General features: G+C 34.7%; 17 protein-coding genes. 13 read left to right on the top strand and 4 right to left on the bottom strand.

Translation table 11 applies throughout. The features are described from left to right. Positions 1 to 17: 17 nt before the first annotated feature. The 7 genes from P2086_RS01000 to P2086_RS00970 all read left to right on the top strand — a co-directional run bounded on the left by P2086_RS01000 (position 18) and on the right by P2086_RS00970 (position 6500). The gene (locus tag P2086_RS01000) at positions 18 to 1250 is read left to right on the top strand and encodes a quinol:cytochrome C oxidoreductase (RefSeq protein ID WP_317898558.1); all 1233 of its coding nucleotides are present in this window, start codon (positions 18 to 20) and stop codon (positions 1248 to 1250) included. A gap of 43 nt (positions 1251 to 1293) precedes the next feature. Continuing rightward, positions 1294 to 2328 (top strand): cytochrome c oxidase subunit II, encoded by a 1035-nt coding sequence (locus P2086_RS00995; protein WP_317898557.1) that lies wholly within the window; start codon positions 1294 to 1296, stop codon positions 2326 to 2328. A 27-nt stretch (positions 2329 to 2355) separates the two neighbouring features. After that, the gene (locus tag P2086_RS00990; protein ID WP_317898556.1) at positions 2356 to 4179 is read left to right on the top strand and encodes a cytochrome c oxidase subunit I; all 1824 of its coding nucleotides are present in this window, start codon (positions 2356 to 2358) and stop codon (positions 4177 to 4179) included. A gap of 135 nt (positions 4180 to 4314) precedes the next feature. After that, positions 4315 to 4611, top strand: a complete 297-nt coding sequence (locus P2086_RS00985) for a phosphoribosylpyrophosphate synthetase (protein WP_317898555.1) — start codon at positions 4315 to 4317, stop codon at positions 4609 to 4611. Between the two features lie 17 nt (positions 4612 to 4628). Then, positions 4629 to 5066, top strand: coding sequence for a (4Fe-4S)-binding protein (locus P2086_RS00980; RefSeq protein ID WP_317898554.1), 438 nt, complete (start codon positions 4629 to 4631; stop codon positions 5064 to 5066). 6 nt (positions 5067 to 5072) lie between these two features. After that, positions 5073 to 5735 (top strand): Rossmann-fold NAD(P)-binding domain-containing protein, encoded by a 663-nt coding sequence (locus P2086_RS00975; protein ID WP_317898553.1) that lies wholly within the window; start codon positions 5073 to 5075, stop codon positions 5733 to 5735. 129 nt (positions 5736 to 5864) lie between these two features. Then, positions 5865 to 6500, top strand: coding sequence for a carbonic anhydrase (locus P2086_RS00970; protein ID WP_317898552.1), 636 nt, complete (start codon positions 5865 to 5867; stop codon positions 6498 to 6500). A gap of 46 nt (positions 6501 to 6546) precedes the next feature. On the opposite strand, the gene P2086_RS00965 is transcribed toward P2086_RS00970, so the two are convergent. From P2086_RS00965 to P2086_RS00950, 4 genes are all read right to left on the bottom strand, one after another. Then, entirely contained in the window at positions 6547 to 7680 is a 1134-nt protein-coding gene (locus P2086_RS00965; protein WP_317898551.1) for an ATP-binding protein, read from the bottom strand. 386 nt (positions 7681 to 8066) lie between these two features. After that, on the bottom strand, positions 8067 to 9962 hold the full coding sequence (locus P2086_RS00960) for an AAA family ATPase (protein ID WP_317898550.1): 1896 nt from the start codon (positions 9960 to 9962) through the stop codon (positions 8067 to 8069). Positions 9963 to 10021: 59 nt separating this feature from the next. Next, positions 10022 to 13408 carry a methylmalonyl-CoA mutase family protein gene (locus P2086_RS00955; RefSeq protein WP_317898549.1) on the bottom strand — a complete coding sequence of 1129 codons (3387 nt, stop codon included), beginning with the start codon at positions 13406 to 13408 and terminating at the stop codon, positions 10022 to 10024. 158 nt (positions 13409 to 13566) lie between these two features. Beyond that, on the bottom strand, positions 13567 to 13911 hold the full coding sequence (locus tag P2086_RS00950; protein WP_317898548.1) for a hypothetical protein: 345 nt from the start codon (positions 13909 to 13911) through the stop codon (positions 13567 to 13569). Between the two features lie 78 nt (positions 13912 to 13989). Here P2086_RS00950 and P2086_RS00945 point away from each other — a divergent pair, with 78 nt between their 5' ends. The 6 genes from P2086_RS00945 (at position 13990) to P2086_RS00920 (ending at position 18919) form a co-directional block, all read left to right on the top strand. Then, positions 13990 to 14517 (top strand): RNA polymerase sigma factor, encoded by a 528-nt coding sequence (locus P2086_RS00945; protein WP_502547933.1) that lies wholly within the window; start codon positions 13990 to 13992, stop codon positions 14515 to 14517. Between the two features lie 35 nt (positions 14518 to 14552). Continuing rightward, positions 14553 to 15326, top strand: coding sequence for a hypothetical protein (locus tag P2086_RS00940; protein WP_317898546.1), 774 nt, complete (start codon positions 14553 to 14555; stop codon positions 15324 to 15326). Then, complete coding sequence (locus P2086_RS00935; RefSeq protein ID WP_317898545.1) at positions 15327 to 15755, top strand: hypothetical protein; 429 nt, start codon at positions 15327 to 15329, stop codon at positions 15753 to 15755. It begins immediately after the preceding gene. Beyond that, positions 15748 to 16926: a DUF6268 family outer membrane beta-barrel protein gene (locus P2086_RS00930; protein WP_317898544.1), complete on the top strand. Its 1179-nt coding sequence runs from the start codon at positions 15748 to 15750 to the stop codon at positions 16924 to 16926. The genes P2086_RS00935 and P2086_RS00930 overlap by 8 nt, the downstream gene beginning before the upstream one ends. A 19-nt stretch (positions 16927 to 16945) precedes the next feature. Continuing rightward, on the top strand, positions 16946 to 17857 hold the full coding sequence (locus P2086_RS00925; protein WP_317898543.1) for a DUF2279 domain-containing protein: 912 nt from the start codon (positions 16946 to 16948) through the stop codon (positions 17855 to 17857). Between the two features lie 90 nt (positions 17858 to 17947). Then, positions 17948 to 18919 carry a hypothetical protein gene (locus P2086_RS00920; RefSeq protein ID WP_317898542.1) on the top strand — a complete coding sequence of 324 codons (972 nt, stop codon included), beginning with the start codon at positions 17948 to 17950 and terminating at the stop codon, positions 18917 to 18919. The last annotated feature ends 70 nt before the right edge of the window (positions 18920 to 18989 follow it).

The raw sequence follows: 18989 nt of genomic DNA, 5'->3' as shown, positions 1-18989 counted from the left end.
TTAAGAGAGACTAACATATGAATACCGAAAAATTAAATTTTACAGTTCCGTCAAAAGCCAGGATGTTCTCTTTTGGGCTAATGGCCGTGGGTTTAATATCAATTATTTTGATGTTCTTAACCGATCACGTGGATGGAGATCCTGATTATCATAATACAAGAGCTTGGAGCAATGTGTTTTCAGGAGCATTTTTCTTTATGGCTTTATCTTTAGCTGCCGCTTTCTTTTTAGGATTGCAATATGCTGCTGAAGCGGGTTGGTCTACAACAATTAAGCGTGTTATTGAGGCAGTGACTATGTATTTACCTTGGGGTTTATCTTTCATGATGCTACTATTTTTGTTGGGGCAATTTCAAGTACACCATATTTATCATTGGATGACTCCTGGAATTGCTGATGCAACAAGTGAAAATTACGATAAAATTATTGCCGGTAAAATGGGATACTTTGGAGTGTTTTGGTGGGTAAGAACTATTCTGTATATGATTGGATGGTTATGGTTTACTTTTAAATTACGTAATAATTCAATCGAAGCAGATAAATTAGATGTTGATATTAACAACAGTTACCACTGGAAAAATATTAAAATAGGAGCCTGGTTTATGGTGTTATTCGCAGTAACCTCTTCAACAGCTTCATGGGATTGGGTGATGAGTATTGATACACATTGGTTCTCAACTTTATTTGGATGGTATATATTCTCTGGAATGTGGATTAGCGCATTAACAGCAATTACAATCCTAGTAATTTGGTTGAAAAAGGAAGGTTATATGGAATTTGTAACGGAAAGCACAATTCATGATATGGGTAAGTGGATGTTTGCAATTTCTTTCTTATGGACTTATTTATATTTCTCGCAATTCATGTTGATTTGGTATGCTGATATTCCTGAGGAAGTTGTTTACTTTACAGCACGTTGGGAAAATTACAAAGCGTTAATGTGGACAGTGTTCTTCATCAACTTTGCACTTCCAATGGTGATGTTAATGAGCCGCGATTCAAAACGTAATTTCTTTTTCTTAATGTTTGTTGGAACTATAATTTTCATTGGGCATTATTTAGATGTTATTATGATTGTTATGCCAGGAACAGTTGGACACCACTGGACAGGGTTAAGCTGGATGGAATTTGGTTGTTTCTTTTTCTTTTTAGGTTTATTTATTTATGTTGTATTGAACGCTCTTGCAAAAGTGCCACTGCGTGTAAAAAACCATCCTTTTATTCAGGAGAGTTTACACCATTCAATTTAGTATTAATTAAATAAGGAAATTAAAAATTTTAAATAAATAAAAGATGAGTTTATTAGTTCTGTTAGCCATAGTGTTATTAATAATTGCGGGACATCAGTTATTAAGGATTATCGAGTTAAGTCGTGGTTTAAAGAAAACAAAAGAGTGGCAGATAACTGACACCGATAATAATATGATGGGAAAAGCAATGCTGGCATTCATGATTCTTTTCTTTGTGTTTTTCTTCTGGCAAGTTGAACGTTGGATGGATCGTTCATTACCACCCGCTGCATCTGAGCATGGCGTTTTAATTGATGATTTGTGGGACGCAAACATGTGGTTAATTACAGTTATTTTCATTATTACTAATTTTGTTTTATTCTGGTTTGCCTATAAGTACCGTGGTAATTCTAAAAACAAAGCAGTTTATTATCCGCACAATAATAAGTTAGAAATGCTCTGGACGGTTGTTCCTGCAGTGGCTTTAACTTTCATCATTATTTTCGGTTTAAAATACTGGAATGAAATTATGGATGATGCGAAAGAACCTAACCGTGTTACTATTGAGCTTTATGCAAAACAATTTGATTGGTCTGCGCGCTATACAGGTAAAGACGGTAAGTTAGGCGAAACTGATTACAGACAAATTGACGGAGGAAACTCTGTTGGCATGGATACTACAGATGTTGCAGGATTCGATGATCAAATTGTTAAGAATGAATTTCATATTCCTGTAGGACGTGAGATTGAATTGGTTATGCGTAGCCGAGATGTTATTCATAGTGCTTACCTTCCTCACTTTCGGGCTCAAATGAATTGCGTACCAGGAATGATAACGTACTTTAAATTTAAGCCAACAAAAACTACTGCAGAAATGCGTAAAGATCCTTATACAATAATGATGATGGCGGGAATTAACAAGGCGCGTGCTTTAGAGAACAAAGAACCAATTGAATTTGATTATTTACTTTTGTGTAATAAGATTTGTGGTGTATCTCATTTTAACATGCAAATGAACGTGATTGTTGATACAGAGGAGGATTATCAAGCCTGGATCGCTAAACAAAAGGCATTTAAAACTGTTGCTTCAAAAAACTAATTTAAAAATTTCTAAATAAATTACAAGATGGCTACCCCGATGAATACAGGATTAGAAAAAGAACATTTAGTTCACCATGATCACGTGCATGATCATGACGATCATCATGAAAGTTTTGTGAGTAAGTACGTTTTCAGTATGGATCACAAAATGATCTCGCGTCAGTTTTTAATTACTGCGATAATTATGGCTGTTGTTGCAATGACAATGTCCGTTATCTTTCGTTTACAATTAGCATGGCCGGGAGAAAAATTCGGATTTATTAATGCACTATTAGGCGATAAATGGGGCAAAGATGGAATTCTTGATCCAAATATGTATCTAGCGCTTGTTACGATTCACGGAACAATTATGGTGTTCTTCGTTTTAACAGGTGGATTAAGTGGAACTTTCAGTAACCTGTTGATTCCTTATCAAGTTGGTGCACGTGATATGGCCTCTGGATTCTTAAACATGTTATCGTATTGGTTTTTCTTTGCATCAAGTTCTATCATGCTTGCTTCTTGTTTTATTGAAGACGGTCCTGCTTCTGCTGGGTGGACAATTTACCCTCCTTTATCAGCTCTTCCAGAAGCTATTCCTGGTTCAAAATTAGGGATGACAATGTGGTTAGTGTCAATGGCAATATTTATTATATCTTCTTTATTAGGAAGTTTAAATTACATCATTACAGTTATTAATTTAAGAGCGAAAGGAATGAAAATGACAAGATTGCCATTATCTATTTGGGCTTTCTTAATTACGGCTATTTTAGGTGTACTTTCTTTCCCTGTATTATTTTCATGCGCACTATTATTAATTTTCGATAGAAGTTTTAATACTTCATTTTACCTTTCTGACATTTACATTGGTGGCCGCCCATTAGATAATGTGGGTGGAAGTCCGGTATTATTTGAACACTTGTTCTGGTTTCTCGGTCACCCAGAGGTGTACATCGTTTTATTACCAGCATTGGGTATTGCATCAGAGGTTATTGCTACAAGTTCTCGTAAACCTATTTTTGGTTACCGTGCAATGATTGGTTCAATTTTAGCAATTGGTTTCTTGTCTTTCATCGTTTGGGGTCACCATATGTTTATGACCGGGATGAATCCTTTCTTAGGTTCTGTGTTTGTATTTACTACTTTATTAATTGCCATTCCTTCAGCGGTAAAGGCGTTTAACTATATTACTACAATGTGGAAAGGTAATATTCAATTTACTCCTGCAATGTTATTTGCGATTGGATTGGTGTCCTCTTTTATTACTGGTGGTGTAACAGGGATTATCTTAGCCGATTCTACATTAGATATTAACGTACATGATACGTATTTTGTGGTAGCCCACTTCCATATCGTTATGGGATTAAGTGCGATCTTCGGTATGTTTGCTGGTGTGTATCATTGGTTCCCGAAATTGTTCTTACGCATGATGAATAAAAAATTAGGTTTTGCACATTTCTGGGTTACCATTACAATGGCTTACGGTGTTTTCTTCCCTATGCACTTTTTAGGATTAGCAGGCGTTCCCCGTAGATATTACACCAATAGCAATTTTCCGATGTTTGACAACTTAGTTGACATTAATGAAATTGTAACTATTTGTGCAATTATAGGAGCTTTAGGGCAAGGTATATTCTTATTCAATTTCTTTTATAGTATTTTCCGCGGAGAAAAAGCACCACAAAATCCTTGGAATTCAAATACACTTGAATGGACTACACCAATGGCTCACATTCACGGTAACTGGCCTGGAGAATTACCAACTGTGCACCGTTGGGCTTATGACTACAGCAAGCCTGGTAAAGAAAAAGATTTTGTTCCGCAAACTGTTCCTTTGGAAGAAGGAGAAGAAGACGGTGGCGCACACTAAGATTTAAATCTTAATAAAAAAGGTCCCTTATTTAAGGGGCCTTTTTTTATGTAACAAAGTGTGACTTTACTTCTTTCTATAAAATGATTACTTTTATTATAAGAAATATTCGTAAACATTTATTAAGACATTGTTATGGAAAGTTACGAAACGCTGAGTGTTGCTATTGCAGCACTAAAAAAACAAGGTTATACAATTGACTTTAATCTAAAGAAAAATGGAATTATTTGTAGCGAAGGGAAGCATAACTTTTCTCCATCTGAGTTTGAGATTGATAAATCTTTTCGATTCGACGTCAACGAGGATCCTTCCGATCAATCTGTTCTCTACGCTATCTCCTCTCATGATCATAAAATAAAAGGACTCCTTGTAAATGGTTACGGAATATATTCAGATACTTTAACGAATGAACTTTTAGATAAACTCAAATAATTTAGACGTATTAAAGTATGGAAAGAGATATAACCAAGAAATACACAAATGGTGAGATTACCATTGTTTGGAAACCTTCTACTTGCATTCATTCTACCTTATGTTGGAAAGGGTCTACTGGCTTACCAGAAGTATTTAACCCTCAATTAAAACCTTGGATAATGCCGGAAGGAGCAAATACAGATAAAGTTATAGAGCATGTAAAGAAGTGCCCAAGCGGTGCCTTAAGTTTTTATTACAATAACGAAGTAGAAGGTTCTACACAGGTAAGTGCGGAAACGAAAATTGAAGCCGCGGTCAACGGACCTCTTCTTGTTTATGGCAATGTTCTTATCAAGGACTCTAAAGGAACTGAGATTCGTAAAAATAATGTTACAGCCCTTTGTCGTTGCGGTAAATCAGACAACAAACCATTTTGTGATGGCAGCCATGTTAAGCATAATTTTGAGGGATAATAAACTATGAAATTAAAAGTAATTTTAACCGGTGCAACAGGCATGGTGGGTGAAGGTGTTTTACACGAATGTGTTTTGCACCCAGAAGTTGAAGAAATTCTTGTATTGACACGAAAGTCTTCTGGATACATAAATCCAAAAATAAAGGAAATTGTCCATTCAGATTTTTTTAATCTGTCTTCTATAGAAAACAAATTACACGGTTACAATGCCTGTTTCTTTTGTTTGGGCGTTTCTTCGGTTGGAATGAATGAAGCCAATTATACAAAAATGACCCATACACTTACCATTCATGTTGCAGAAACTCTTTGCAAGATTAATGAAGGAATGATATTTGGTTATATCTCTGGAGCAGCGACCGATTCAACTGAAAAGGGAAGAAGTATGTGGGCACGCGTGAAAGGAAAAACAGAAAACGATTTAAAGAAACTGTCTTTTAAAAAAGTGTATTTATTCCGCCCTGGTTATATGCAGCCAACCGAGGGATTAAAAAACCCCCTCAAATATTATAAGTACATATCTTGGATGTATCCGTTCTTGCGTTTCGCTTTTCCTTCAGCAGTTTCAACTTTAAAAGAATTGGGACTAGCTATGATTAATTCTGCAGCGAAGGGTTATGACAAGTCTATTCTTGAAGTAAAAGATATTGTAAAAGCTGCAAAACAATAATTCCCGCCATTTATTTTATTTTAGCAAGAGTGTTTATTTTAGGATTAATCTAAAAGAATTGTGAATAGACATTATGAGAGTATACTTAAACAAAAGCTCAATAAGTTATAACAACTAAAACTATGAAATATGCCAACTTACAAAGAAGTATTTGAAAACAACCTTAAGTGGTTAGAAAAGAAAAAACAAACGGACGTTTCTTTTTTTGAGAAGCTCTCAACTGATCAACACCCTGAGTATTTATACATTGGCTGCAGCGATAGTCGCGTAACCGCAGAAGATTTGATGGGTGCTGAGCCGGGCGAGGTTTTTGTACACCGTAATATTGCGAACCTTGTAAATGCAACAGATTTAAATGTAATGTCCGTTATTAATTATGCGGTTAGACACTTAGGTGTAAAACACATTGTTGTATGTGGACATTATAATTGTGGAGGTGTTAAAGCTGCCATGCAGCCTAAGGATATGGGAATATTAAATCCATGGCTACGAAACATTCGCGATGTTTACCGTTTACATATGGATGAGTTAGACGCAATTAAGGACGAGCATCAGCGATACAACAGGCTTGTCGAGTTAAACGTTCAAGAGCAATGTATCAATGTGATAAAACTTGCAAGTGTTCAGCAAGAATATTATAAAAAAAGCTTCCCCCAAGTGCATGGCTGGGTATTTGATATTCACACAGGAAAAATAATTGATTTAAAATTAGATTTCGTGAAAATTCTAAAGGACATACAAAAGATTTATAATCTTGTGGAATAACAAAACTTAGGTTAATAGTTATAAGAAGGCCACTAAAACTAGCTTTTTATAAAATAAAATCAAGATAGCTTTTATCGTTCACAACTTGGAATGTGGCAGTAGGGTATGCTTTTGCAAAGGCTATTGGCACTTTTGGTGTTTTCTTTGAGCTATATTTAAATTCAAAGGCTTGTATTTTTTTTGTTTTTACTTCGAGTAAATCTATTTCTTGTTGATCGTAAGTTCGCCAAAAATAATAATCGGGATTGCTTTTTTTATACGTGTTACGTTTCAATCTTTCCATGAATAAATAATTTTCCCAAAGCATGCCTTTGTCGTCTTCACGCCTTAATGCTAGAGGTTGGAAGTCTCCTACTACCGCGTTACGTATGCCGTTATCGATAAAATACCAGCGTTGGCTTTTCGAAATTTCTTTTCGAAGATTATTACTGTAAGCGGAAACTTTATATAACACAAATACTTTTGTAAGTAAGTTTAAATATTTTTCCACGGTGTTTTTACTAATGCCAAGTGAATTTCCTAGTTCGTTGTATGAAACTTCTTTTCCAATTTGATAAGCAATCATTTTCAGCAAACTAAAAACTACAGAAGCATTTCTGAGTCCGTCGAGAATTAAGATATCTTTTAAGAGGTATGAATTTGCAAGATCGTTCAAGTAATGTTGTTTCTCATCCTTAGTTTTTAAGTGCCATAGTTCAGGATAAGAGCCGTATATAAGACGGTCTTCAAGGTTTTGTTTTATTTGCAAAGCATTTTCCTTTAATTCTCCTTGCCAAATAGGGTAGAGGTTAATGGTAATGCTTCTTCCGGTAAGAGGTTCTCCGGAAATATTTAGAATATCAAAAGAAGAAGAACCGGTAACTAATACTTTTAGACCTTTAATGGAATCAACCATTAGTTTGAGTTTTTTTCCAATTTCGGGTATACCTTGCGCTTCATCAATTACTAGCAGGTCGTTGCCATTTAAAACACGTGTATAATTACTTACTGTTCTTTGAGCAAGTAATAGATGTGTGTCTTCATCTTCTCCATTGAGGTATAGGTATGGACGTTTATAATCTTGTAATAAAGTTTCTATGAGAATAGATTTTCCTACCCTACGCGCGCCTAGAAGTAATGTAACTTTTTGTGGTTTTAGGTTCTTAAGCAATTCGTTTAATTGAACCCTTTGAATTTCCATACCTCAAATATACAAATTTTGTCATTGTATTGACTAAATTAGTGTAAAAATTGTCATTGTATTGACAAAATTTATATAAAAATTGTCATTACGTTGACAGAATTTACATTTTTTGATTGAAAGACAGTCTTTTATTTCATTAAAAAATAACCTGAAACCCCTTAATTATAAAGGGGTTAAGAGAAAATGATGTGGAAAAAATACGGGTTCCTACTGGATTGCCCACCATACTTCGATAAGCGCAGTATCTACGGACACTACTTTTACATATTCTGGCGGTATTGTCCTCCCACTTCAAAACGCGCGTTGGTGATTTATACTAAAAATGAATACATATCGGATAAACTGAAACTGTCTACGAATATCGCTAAAAGAATCTGAGTTACTTATTTGTTGCAGTTTGCAATAAATTCAAAGATTCTTCTACTTAAATCTTTTGCCTCTTCAGACAGATCTTCATATTTTTTAATAGATTCTATTGCCTTGTGGCAAAAAGTATCTTTTCCCATGATTGTATTTCCATCCTTGTAGTCTCTCGTGCGACCATCCAAAGTTTTGTCAATTAGTTCGCCAATGTTTTTATTCCAATAAATAGGTTTTTCAATTTCCAAACCGCTATTTTGGCTTATTACTTTTGATTTTCCAACAAATCCTTTTTTAAATTTTAGATCACGAGTATTTTTCTTTTCATAATAAGCAACTACATTTTTAATTGTATCAAAGGAAAGCATATTTTCTATTTCTTTGCCTTCGGTAATATATAATTTATCACCAAGTGCTTTTTTTAAATTTTCATGCCTTAATTCCTTTACAGTAGGCTTTTGTCCATTAGAAAGAACATCACTGTCAACTATTAAAAAGATATTATGGTTAATTTTTAAAGCACCAATTTTTTCATCATCACTTTCTTCCTCAAAGTTCCAGTGGGTAATATTGCTTCCTGCATACTCGATGAAAGAATAGTGTAAATCCTCTAAAAACCTTTTGTAATTTGAGTTATTATTGCTGTACATTTCCAAAAATTTCCTAATGTATTTTCGATCCGTTACCCCCTCAACCCAAATGGTACAATTCGAAAGAAATAAAGATGAGTTTCTTATTCCTAGTTCAGATAAAATAAAATGTGCAGGACTTAAGAGATTTTTAATTTTAAATTTATCATCTTTAAATGCAAAGCTATAAATTGAAATGTTTTTATTGTCGAAAGTTAAATCCAAAAAATGATGTGAGTGTGTTGTTAGGAAGAATTGCATATCTTTAAATTCATCGCTAAGCAGTGTCTCCAAAAAGACCCTTTGCATACCAGGATGCATAAATAGCTCAGGCTCTTCTATAAAAAACATAAATTTCCGGCCACGGTTTATAAATATTGGATAAAGTAATAAAATCAAAGCTTGGATACCGTCTCCTAATTCGTGGATTAGTTTTTCAGTTTCTCCAATCCCTACAAGCAGAACGTCTTTTCCTTTTTGAGGTATTAATGTTACCGTTCGGTTTTCAAAAAAATTTTTCTGCAAGAAATTCTCGAACTGTTTGATGTTTTCCCGCTGTTCTCTGCTATTAAGTAATTGTGATTTTATGTCACTGTAAATATTGAGACCGCTATAAACATTGATGTTAACTTTTCCGTTAACGGTTTTATCTGAAAAATAATCTTCCACTGTCCTAATAAGGTAGTTATCAGTACCCTCAGCCTTATACAAATTCTTTCCGGTTTGGTCTAACTGAATCGGCCTTAGGCCTCTTAATATTGGAATGTAAGCCCTTTCGTAGAATTCTCCTTCATTAGTGCCTATTATTTTTTCAATATCCAATAGTAGTTCGCCGGTCTTCTCAATAAAAAACTTTAACAAGTAATTAGTATTTGGTGCATGTACTCGAAAACTCAATTGAAAATTTTCTTGTTTAATTTTTAGGATATCATTAAGAAAAGTTATTAATTTATCAAGGTTAACTTTAATTTCAAAATTTGAGAGCTCGGGAATTTCTAAATTGTCTAAATATTTTTTGGAAAATGCATCTGGAAGCGCGCCATTGTTTTCTACTTCCATGAGAATTTTCTCTTTAAAGAGTTTTAGTTTTAAAGAAATGGTCTTAAGGTCATAGTTGTCTGACGTAAATTTTAGGTTTTCTAGTGCGAATAAATGCCGCAAAAACCTACTTTTACCAGAATTATTTGGCCCAATAAAGATATTTACCTTGGAAAGATTGTCGAGTTCTTTTTCTGGATTGTAGTTATAACTACTAAAGACATCTTCTGAAATATTTATTGCTTTAATCATAATTAAATATAACAAAAAACCCTGCTAAATAGCAGGGTTTATATTTTAGACTTTTGACTTTACATGTTCCTTCTGTACTGTCCTCCGACTTCAAAAAGCGCGTTGGTGATTTGCCCTAAAGAACAATACTTCACAGCTTCCATCAAACCTTCAAATAAATTTTCATTTTGAATGGCTTTGTGTTGAAGCGTTTTTAGAATAGCAGCACTTTTATCTTTATTGGTTTCCCATAAACTGTTTCGTGTATTAATCTGATCTTCTTTTTCTTCGGTTGTAGAACGAATGACTTCACGCGGTAATACAGTTGGACTACCTTTAGAATTTAAGAATGTGTTCACACCAATTAAAGGATACTCTCCGTTGTGTTTTAATGTTTCGTAGTACAAGCTTTCTTCTTGTATTTTGCTGCGTTGGTACATAGTTTCCATTGCGCCCAACACGCCACCACGTTCTGTGATGCGGTCAAATTCGCTTAACACAGCTTCTTCCACTAAGTCGGTTAATTCTTCAATAATAAACGCTCCTTGCAAAGGATTTTCGTTTTTAGCTAAACCTAACTCGCGGTTAATAATTAATTGAATAGCCATTGCACGACGAACCGATTCTTCTGTTGGTGTTGTAATAGCCTCGTCGTAAGCGTTTGTGTGTAAAGAATTACAGTTGTCGTAGATCGCATACAAGGCTTGAAGTGTTGTACGAATATCGTTAAAATCAATTTCCTGAGCGTGTAACGACCGCCCTGAAGTTTGAATATGGTATTTCAACATTTGACTTCTATCGTTAGCACCGTATTTTTGTTTCATGGCTTTAGCCCAGATCCGACGCGATACACGACCAATCACACTGTACTCTGGATCAATTCCATTACTGAAAAAGAAAGATAAGTTTGGAGCAAAGTCATTGATGTTCATGCCACGACTTAAGTAATATTCTACAAATGTAAATCCATTTGATAGTGTAAAGGCGAGCTGCGAAATAGGATTAGCACCTGCTTCCGCAATATGATAACCGCTTATGGAAACAGAGTAGAAATTACGAACGTTGTTATCGATAAAGTATTGCTGCACGTCACCCATTACGCGTAAACTAAATTCAGTACTAAAAATGCAAGTATTTTGCGCTTGATCTTCTTTTAAGATGTCAGCCTGCACCGTTCCACGCACTTGTGATAAGGTATGAACTTTAATTTTTTCGTAAACATCTTTCGGTAAAACCATATCACCAGTAACACCCAACAACATTAAGCCTAGACCGTTATTGCCTTCCGGTAATTCATCCAAATTATATTTAGGACGCTTTGTTCCTTTAGCTTTATAGATATCGGCAATCTTTTTTTCGATTTCTTTTTCGAGTTTATTTTCTTTGATGTAAAGCTCACACTGCTGATCAATGGCGGCGTTCATAAAGAAAGCAGCAATGGTGGCAGCTGGACCATTAATGGTCATGGATACGGATGTTTTTGGATCTGCTAAATTAAAACCGCTATATAATTTTTTGGCATCATCTAAACAACAAACGCTTACGCCGCTATTTCCAACTTTACCATAAATATCTGGACGGTGATCGGGATCGTTTCCGTAAAGCGTTACACTGTCAAACGCTGTGCTGAGACGTGCGGCAGGCAAACCTTTACTTACATAATGAAAACGTTTGTTGGTTCTTTCGGGTCCACCTTCACCAGCAAACATACGTGTAGGATCTTCTCCTTCACGCTTGAAAGGATAAATTCCTGAGGTGTATGGAAATTCTCCTGGAAAATTTTCGCGCAAACTCCATTTTAAAATATCTCCCCAGCCAGAATATTTTGGTACAGAGACTTTTGGTATTTGAGAATGTGATAAACTCTCATAATGGGTTTTAATTTTTATTTCTTTGTTACGAACTTTAAAAATGTAATACTCATCGATGTAAAGTTTTTTCTTTTCGTCAAAGGTTTCTAGTGTTTTTAAATTGCGTGGATCCAAATCCAAACGAATAATTTCTGATTGCTCTTCTAAACTTTTAATGACACGATCCTTATCTTCCATTTTAGAAGTTTTAAGTGTATCAATCGTATTACGAATACTCTGAATTTGAATAGCGATTGTAGCTTGATCGTTTACCCATTTATCGTAGGTGCGTGACGCTTCTGAAATTTCACTTAAATAGCGCGTACGGTTCGGCGGAATAATGTAAATCTTCTCGCTCATTTCATCCGTTACTTTAAAAGTGGATTTTAATTTCGCACCAGTTTTTTCAACCAGTTTATCCATTAAAGCTTTGTAAAGCGTGTTGGTTCCCGGGTCGTTGAACTGAGATGCAATGGTACCATATACTGGTAGCTCTTCGTCTTTTGCTTCCCACAAATTATGATTGCGTTTGTATTGTTTTTTTACATCACGCAAGGCATCAAGCGCACCACGTTTATCAAATTTGTTTATGGCAACAATGTCGGCAAATTCAAGCATGTCAATTTTTTCTAACTGAGATGCGGCGCCAAACTCTGGAGTCATGATATACAGACTCATATTACTGTGTTCAATAATTTCTGTATCACTTTGACCAATACCAGCTGTTTCGATAATTACTAAATCAAAACCAGAAACCTTAAGAATATCAATAGCATCCTGAACGTATTTAGACAAGGCCAAATTACTCTGACGAGTTGCTAAGGAGCGCATGTAAACACGTTGGTTCTTTATTGAATTCATGCGAATTCTATCGCCTAAAAGTGCGCCGCCAGTTTTACGTTTACTTGGATCAACGGAAACGATTCCGATTTTTTTATCAGGAAAATCTAACAAGAAACGACGAACTAACTCATCGACTAACGAAGATTTTCCCGCACCTCCAGTACCTGTGATACCAATAACAGGAGTTGTAGAAGTTTTTGCTTCTTTACGAATAGGATCTAAAACCGCTTTACTTTCTTCATTAAAATTTTCTGCTGCCGAAATTAATTTTGCTATTGATTTATGATCACTAGACTTTAAATGTTTTACCTCGCCGTTAAGGTTAGTTCCTGTTGCATAATCACTTTGTTTTAGAACATCGTTTATCATGCCTTGAAGCCCAAGAGAACGTCCATCATCAGGATGATAAATGCGTGTGATTCCATAATTATGAAGTTCTTCTATTTCTGAAGGTAAAATGGTTCCACCACCACCACCGAAGATTTTAATATGACTACAACCCCTTTCTTTTAAAAGATCGTACATGTATTTAAAATACTCATTGTGTCCACCTTGATAACTTGTAATGGCAATAGCATTGGCATCTTCCTGAATAGCGCAATCAACAATTTCTTGTACGCTGCGATCGTGACCTAAATGTATAATTTCAGCACCTGTACTTTGCATTACGCGGCGCATAATATTTATTGCCGCATCATGCCCATCAAATAAAGCAGCAGCGGTTACTATACGAATTTTATGTTTAGTTTGGTAAGGTTTTGTTTCTATCATCATCAATCTTTTAGAGCCATAAATTTAACAGAATTAAGGCAATTTTTCGACTTTTTTTAGCCAAAACACGCTATTAAACGTGAATTTATTCAGTTCGAGCTCCATGAAAAGAGGATTGCAACAAAACTCAACCGTAGCATTGAGTTTTAAGATAAAAATGTTTAGGAAATGCTTTGGTTTAATTTGTATGTTTTCCAGTAAAAAACGCCAATAAAAATAAAACCTAAACCAAAAGGAATTCCCGCGAAATTCTTGTAATGATCGTGGTTGAAAAACTCCATCATCATCCAGAAGCTGTTTGCGGATATCCAAAAGAATATGGCTGTATTTAAAAATAGCTCCTTCGTTTTTATGCTCTTAAAGATGATAAATAGGGCAAGAAAAAGTGTGGGAATCATAACAAACGTGCCTAACCACTTAAATTCAAGCATCCAGCATGTGTCCTTAATTAGCCAAAAAATGATGTGGAGGTTTTCGTATTTTCTTAATTTATCGAGAAGGTCCATTTATTTTTTGACCAAAATTAAACTTTTACTCTATTTTTACGTCAAACAAACAAAAAATTGGCTCAAGTTGACGATAAAATGATTTTGGATTTGTTTCGTGACGAAAAAACACGCAACACCTCATTGAGCCACTTGATCTCAAAGTATCAACAACGCTTGTATTGGCATATTCGAAAGATCGTGATTAATCATGATGATAGCGACGACGTATTACAAAATACTTTTATTAAAGTTTGGAAGGGTCTCGAAAATTTTAAAGAAGAAAGTCAGCTGTATACCTGGGTGTATAGAATAGCAACAAACGAAGCGCTTACTTTTTTAAGACAGAAGCAAAAGAAAAATACAACTTCCATTCATCCGATTGAGTATGAATTGAGTAAGAATTTAGAAAGTGATAATTATTTTTCGGGTGACGAGATTCAATTAAAATTACAGCAGGCCATTTTAACACTTCCGGAAAAACAACGAATTGTATTTAACATGCGTTATTATGATGAAACTCCTTATGAAGAAATGTCCCAAATACTCGAAACTTCGGTTGGAGCCTTAAAAGCTAGTTATCATATAGCGGCAAAAAAAATAGAAGAACTACTGGTTGGGGTTTAAACTTTTTGCATAAAGTAAAGTCTAAAGAAAGATAAATGAAAGAGTGGAATAAAAATAATCAATTTGGAGAAGGGTCAACTAATTTTGGTCTGCCGGAGGGTTATTTTCAAAAGTCCGCCGGATCTATTTTTAATAAAATTGAGTGGCAGGATGAGCATAAGGAATTTCCTCAATTACTAAAGTTTAAACAAGCCGATAATTTTAAAGTTCCAGAAAGTTATTTCGTTAGAAAGGAAAGTGAGTTAGAATTAATTTACTTTCCAATACTTGTAGGTTTAAGAAATAAAGGTGTTTTTGAAGTGCCACAACATTATTTCGAAGAAAAAGGAATTGATGAGTTAACAACACTTGTAGCTAACGATATTAATACTTTAGAGACTTTTGCAACATTGGACTCTCTTGAGAAAACGAATTCGTTTAGAATACCTGAAAATTATTTTGAAGAAAAAAGTAAAGCTATTGCACAAAAGCTCCAACCTCAATCGGGTAAGATTGTAAATTTATTTTCTCGCCGATTAGGATATGCTGTTGCAGCAATACTTGTTGTAGTTTTGGGACTATGGATTTATAATATTTATTTCACTGGCCTTCAGGCTGAAGATTGTGGCACCATTGCCTGTTTGGATAAAAAGGATTTGGTTAAAACTAAAACCTTAGAACGCTTAGATGATGACGAGTTATATGATTTAGTAGACCCAAGTCTTCTTGAAGAAAAAATACAGAATACAGACACAAAGAATTCTAACAGTAAAACGAAAGACACAAGCTTCAAAGAAATTTCCGTTGAAGATCTTTTAGATGGTATATAAATGACTTGGACGATTCGCATATTTGTAATTTTATTATTCCTCACAAAGGCTGAATTTAGTTTATCGCAAACTGGAAGGGATAAGGTTGAAGCGTTGCGGGTGGAATTTATTTCGAAAAGTTTAGAACTAACAAACTCTGAGTACGAGAAATTCTGGCCGGTTTATAATGAATACAACGATAAGATTAGAGCTATAAGAAAAAATCTTCGTCACGGTTATAGGAATAAAACAGACGACTTAAGTGAAAAAGAAGCAGAGCAATTGTATTATCTTTTTGTTCAGTCGAAACAAGCCGAAGCGGATGTACATAAACAGTACAATGAAAAAATTAAATCAATCATTGGGGCAAAAAAGACAGTAAAATTGCATGTTGCAGAGGAAGAGTTTAGAATGAAAGTAATGAAGAGCATAAAGGGGGATAGTGATTAATTTGAATATACTTCGAAATACTATTTACATACCGTTTTGTTTCGGTATAATTTTTTTATTTCCAATCGGAATAAAGGCACAAGACGCGTTTGATAGTTTAGAAGTAAAACTTCCTAAACATTACTTTAATACAGTGATTGTTTTAGACGCTTATTACAAACCAAACAAAAAGCTTAATTCATCAACTGATGAAATAAACAAACGTCTTAAGAGTTATGGTGTCAAACAATTTGGGTTTTCGTTTCACGCGCCATTATATACAAAAGATAAAACTAACAAGGATAACAGTATAAGGAACACGCATCTTTTGCTTACCGGAAATTTCTTGTCACTACAGCCAAGCTTTGATGGCATTAGCAAACATAACCTTATTAAATTCGGAATTGGAATGCGTTTTATTTACAATACTGGTGAAAAAGGCGTTTGGTTTGTTGATGTTTCTCCCTTTGTAACCAGGGATATTGCATACCCAAAATCAAGCCCCTATTACCGACTGGCGAGCACCATTGTTTATAGCCATAATTTCAATGATAAATTTAATTTACGTTTAGGTGTTACTAAGTCATTCATGTGGGGCAATCGACTTTACTTACCGTTTATTGGTTTGAGAATTGGTCGTCTGGATAAAATAAATTTGAGTATTCAGTTTCCAAGAAATGTAAGTTTAAATATTCCTATGGGATCAAAGATATTTTTTAGTTTATATTCAAAAGTGCAAGGAGGAATGTTTAATTTTTCGAATGCTGATTCGCTTTATGCTAAATACGATGTGGGTACTTTTCATTTTACACGCAGCGAACTTAATTCGGGGTTTCGTTTCGATTTTCGTGTCAGTAAAAATTTCAACTTTTATCTCGCCAGTGGTTTAAGTACAAGGAACAACATTACTTTTTATTCCGAAAATGCCAATAAAACGTTAAGTGGCTCTTATAATAAATATTTTTACTCGGAAAAAGTGCCCGCATCTTTGTTTTTTAATTTCGGTCTAGTATTAAAATTGGGTAAAACCCGAGCTTACTATAACAATAAAAATATTTTAGATGCTGCTAATATGAATAGCACGCTGGATAATAACGGCAATGGTAATGTTCAAATTCCTTTAACCCCAAGGAAGAAGTCAGACTTTAATCTTAAATCGATACAAGATTTAGTAGACTATAATGATTTCTAAAATGTAGTATCTTTGGAAGATGCACAGAGCAGTTTCATTTATTATTTTCTTCGTGTTTCTGTGTCATGTCATTTATGGTCAAAATGATTCATTAGTGCCGCCACATTCCAAAAGAAGAAAAATAATTCTTGCATCTACAACTGGCGCTGTTACGGTTGCATCTTTGTTGGTTTTAAATCAAACATGGTACAGTGAATATAACACTGGCAAATTCCATTTATTTAATGACAACAAAGAATGGCTGCAAATGGACAAGGTAGGGCACGTATATACAACTTATCAAACTTCACGTTTAATGATGGAGGCTTTTAATTGGGCGGGATATTCGAGAAAACAAAAATTATTTATAGGTGGTGGAATTGGTTTTGTCTACATGACAGCAATTGAAATAATGGATGGCTATAGTCGTGGTTGGGGTTATTCGTGGGGCGATCAGTTAGCAGATGTTGTTGGAAGTGGAATTGCAATTTTACAGAATGCCTATTGGAACGAACAGCGCGTTCAATTGAAATTTTCATATTCGCAGAGCGGACTTACACAGTATAATCCGTCATTATTGGGAAAAAATAAATATTCTCAAATACTTAAAGATTATAATGGACAAACATATTGGTTAAGTGTGAACCCAAGTTCATTTTTGAAAAAAGAAAACAAGTTTCCGAAATGGTTAAATATTGCTTTTGGTTATAGCGCTTATGGTATGCTAGGAGGATATTCCAACGAAGTTCTTGCTGTTGATAATAAAGGCAATGTGTTAAAAATTGACAGAGAAAGAAGATTGTATTTTAGCTTAGATGTGGATCTCACAAAGATTAAAACAAAATCTAAAGTACTAAAGGGATTATTTTCTTTGGTGAATATTTTGAAGTTCCCGGCACCGGCAATTCAATTTAGTAGTAAAGGTGTCCGTTTTTATGGTTTGTACTATTAGTGAAGTGTTAAATTATAGTAAAATCTTTTTTTAAATTAAACTTTTGCCATTGTTCCTAGTCAAAGAAGTAAATAAACTAAAATAATAAAAATGAAAACTCAAATAAAAAATCAACCGAAAGGTTCCGTAACATTAAGGAAGAATATTTCTGGAATTTCTTCTTTCTTAGCAATTATGTTTGTTGTTACTGCATTGTTTTTAAGTTCTTGTCGCAAAAAAGAAAAAGAAGTCGTTGAGGTAGAAGACACTGAACAAAGCACTGCTAATGATAACAATGTAGCGGAAAGTTATGTGTCAGATATTGAATCCATTGGAAGCCAGGTTTCTGAAAACGGATCTTTAGAAACATACCGCACAAGTGGCTCAGCCGGTATTGAAGCAATGGAAGCTGCAGGATGTGCTGTTATAACAGTTGTAGGGCAAATTATCACCGTTGATTTTGGAACCACTCCTTGTGTTGGTAAAGATGGTCGATCTAGGACCGGTAAACTTATTTATGATTTTTCTGGCTCAACTTCAGGAGCAATACGTTATAGAAATCCTGGATTTAATATGAGTGTTAGTTCTCAAAACTATGTGGTGAACGATTACACTGTAAATATCACTAATAAAACAATTAGCAATATTACACCGAATTCAACTTCAAATTTAAAATGGTCGATAGCAGCAAATATTTCCATTGTAAAACCTAATAACGCTGGAACCGTTACTTGGACGTGTAATCGTACTAAAGAGCTTACAAATACCAATGACACTAATTGTTATAGAGGGCAGGCTTTTCCTATTGATTGGAAAAAAGCTATTGTGAAGTTGAATGGAAATGCTAGCGGCGTTAATGCTAAGGCAGAAAACTATACTTCCGTTGCAACAGATTTAGTGAGAGATTTTAATTGCGCCCCAGAGCCTGTTTTAAGACCTCATCGTCACCCATTTATTAGTGGAACAGTTGTCTATACTCCCGGTAGTCGTCCAGTTAGAACAATCGACTATGGCAATGGTGCTTGCGATATGACTGCTACCGTTACCATAAGAAATAAAGTATTCACCATCAATTTACCTTAAATTTTAAGATGATAATTTAAAAAAGCCGCTCCACAAGAGGGGCTTTTTTATCTGAGTCTGTTTAAATCGG

This window comes from Aurantibacillus circumpalustris (genome assembly GCF_029625215.1).
In the GTDB taxonomy this organism is placed as follows: Bacteria; Bacteroidota; Bacteroidia; order B-17B0; family Aurantibacillaceae; genus Aurantibacillus; species Aurantibacillus circumpalustris.
The sequence above is the reverse complement of the archived record's forward strand: the minus strand, read 5'-3'. Positions and strand labels throughout refer to the sequence as shown.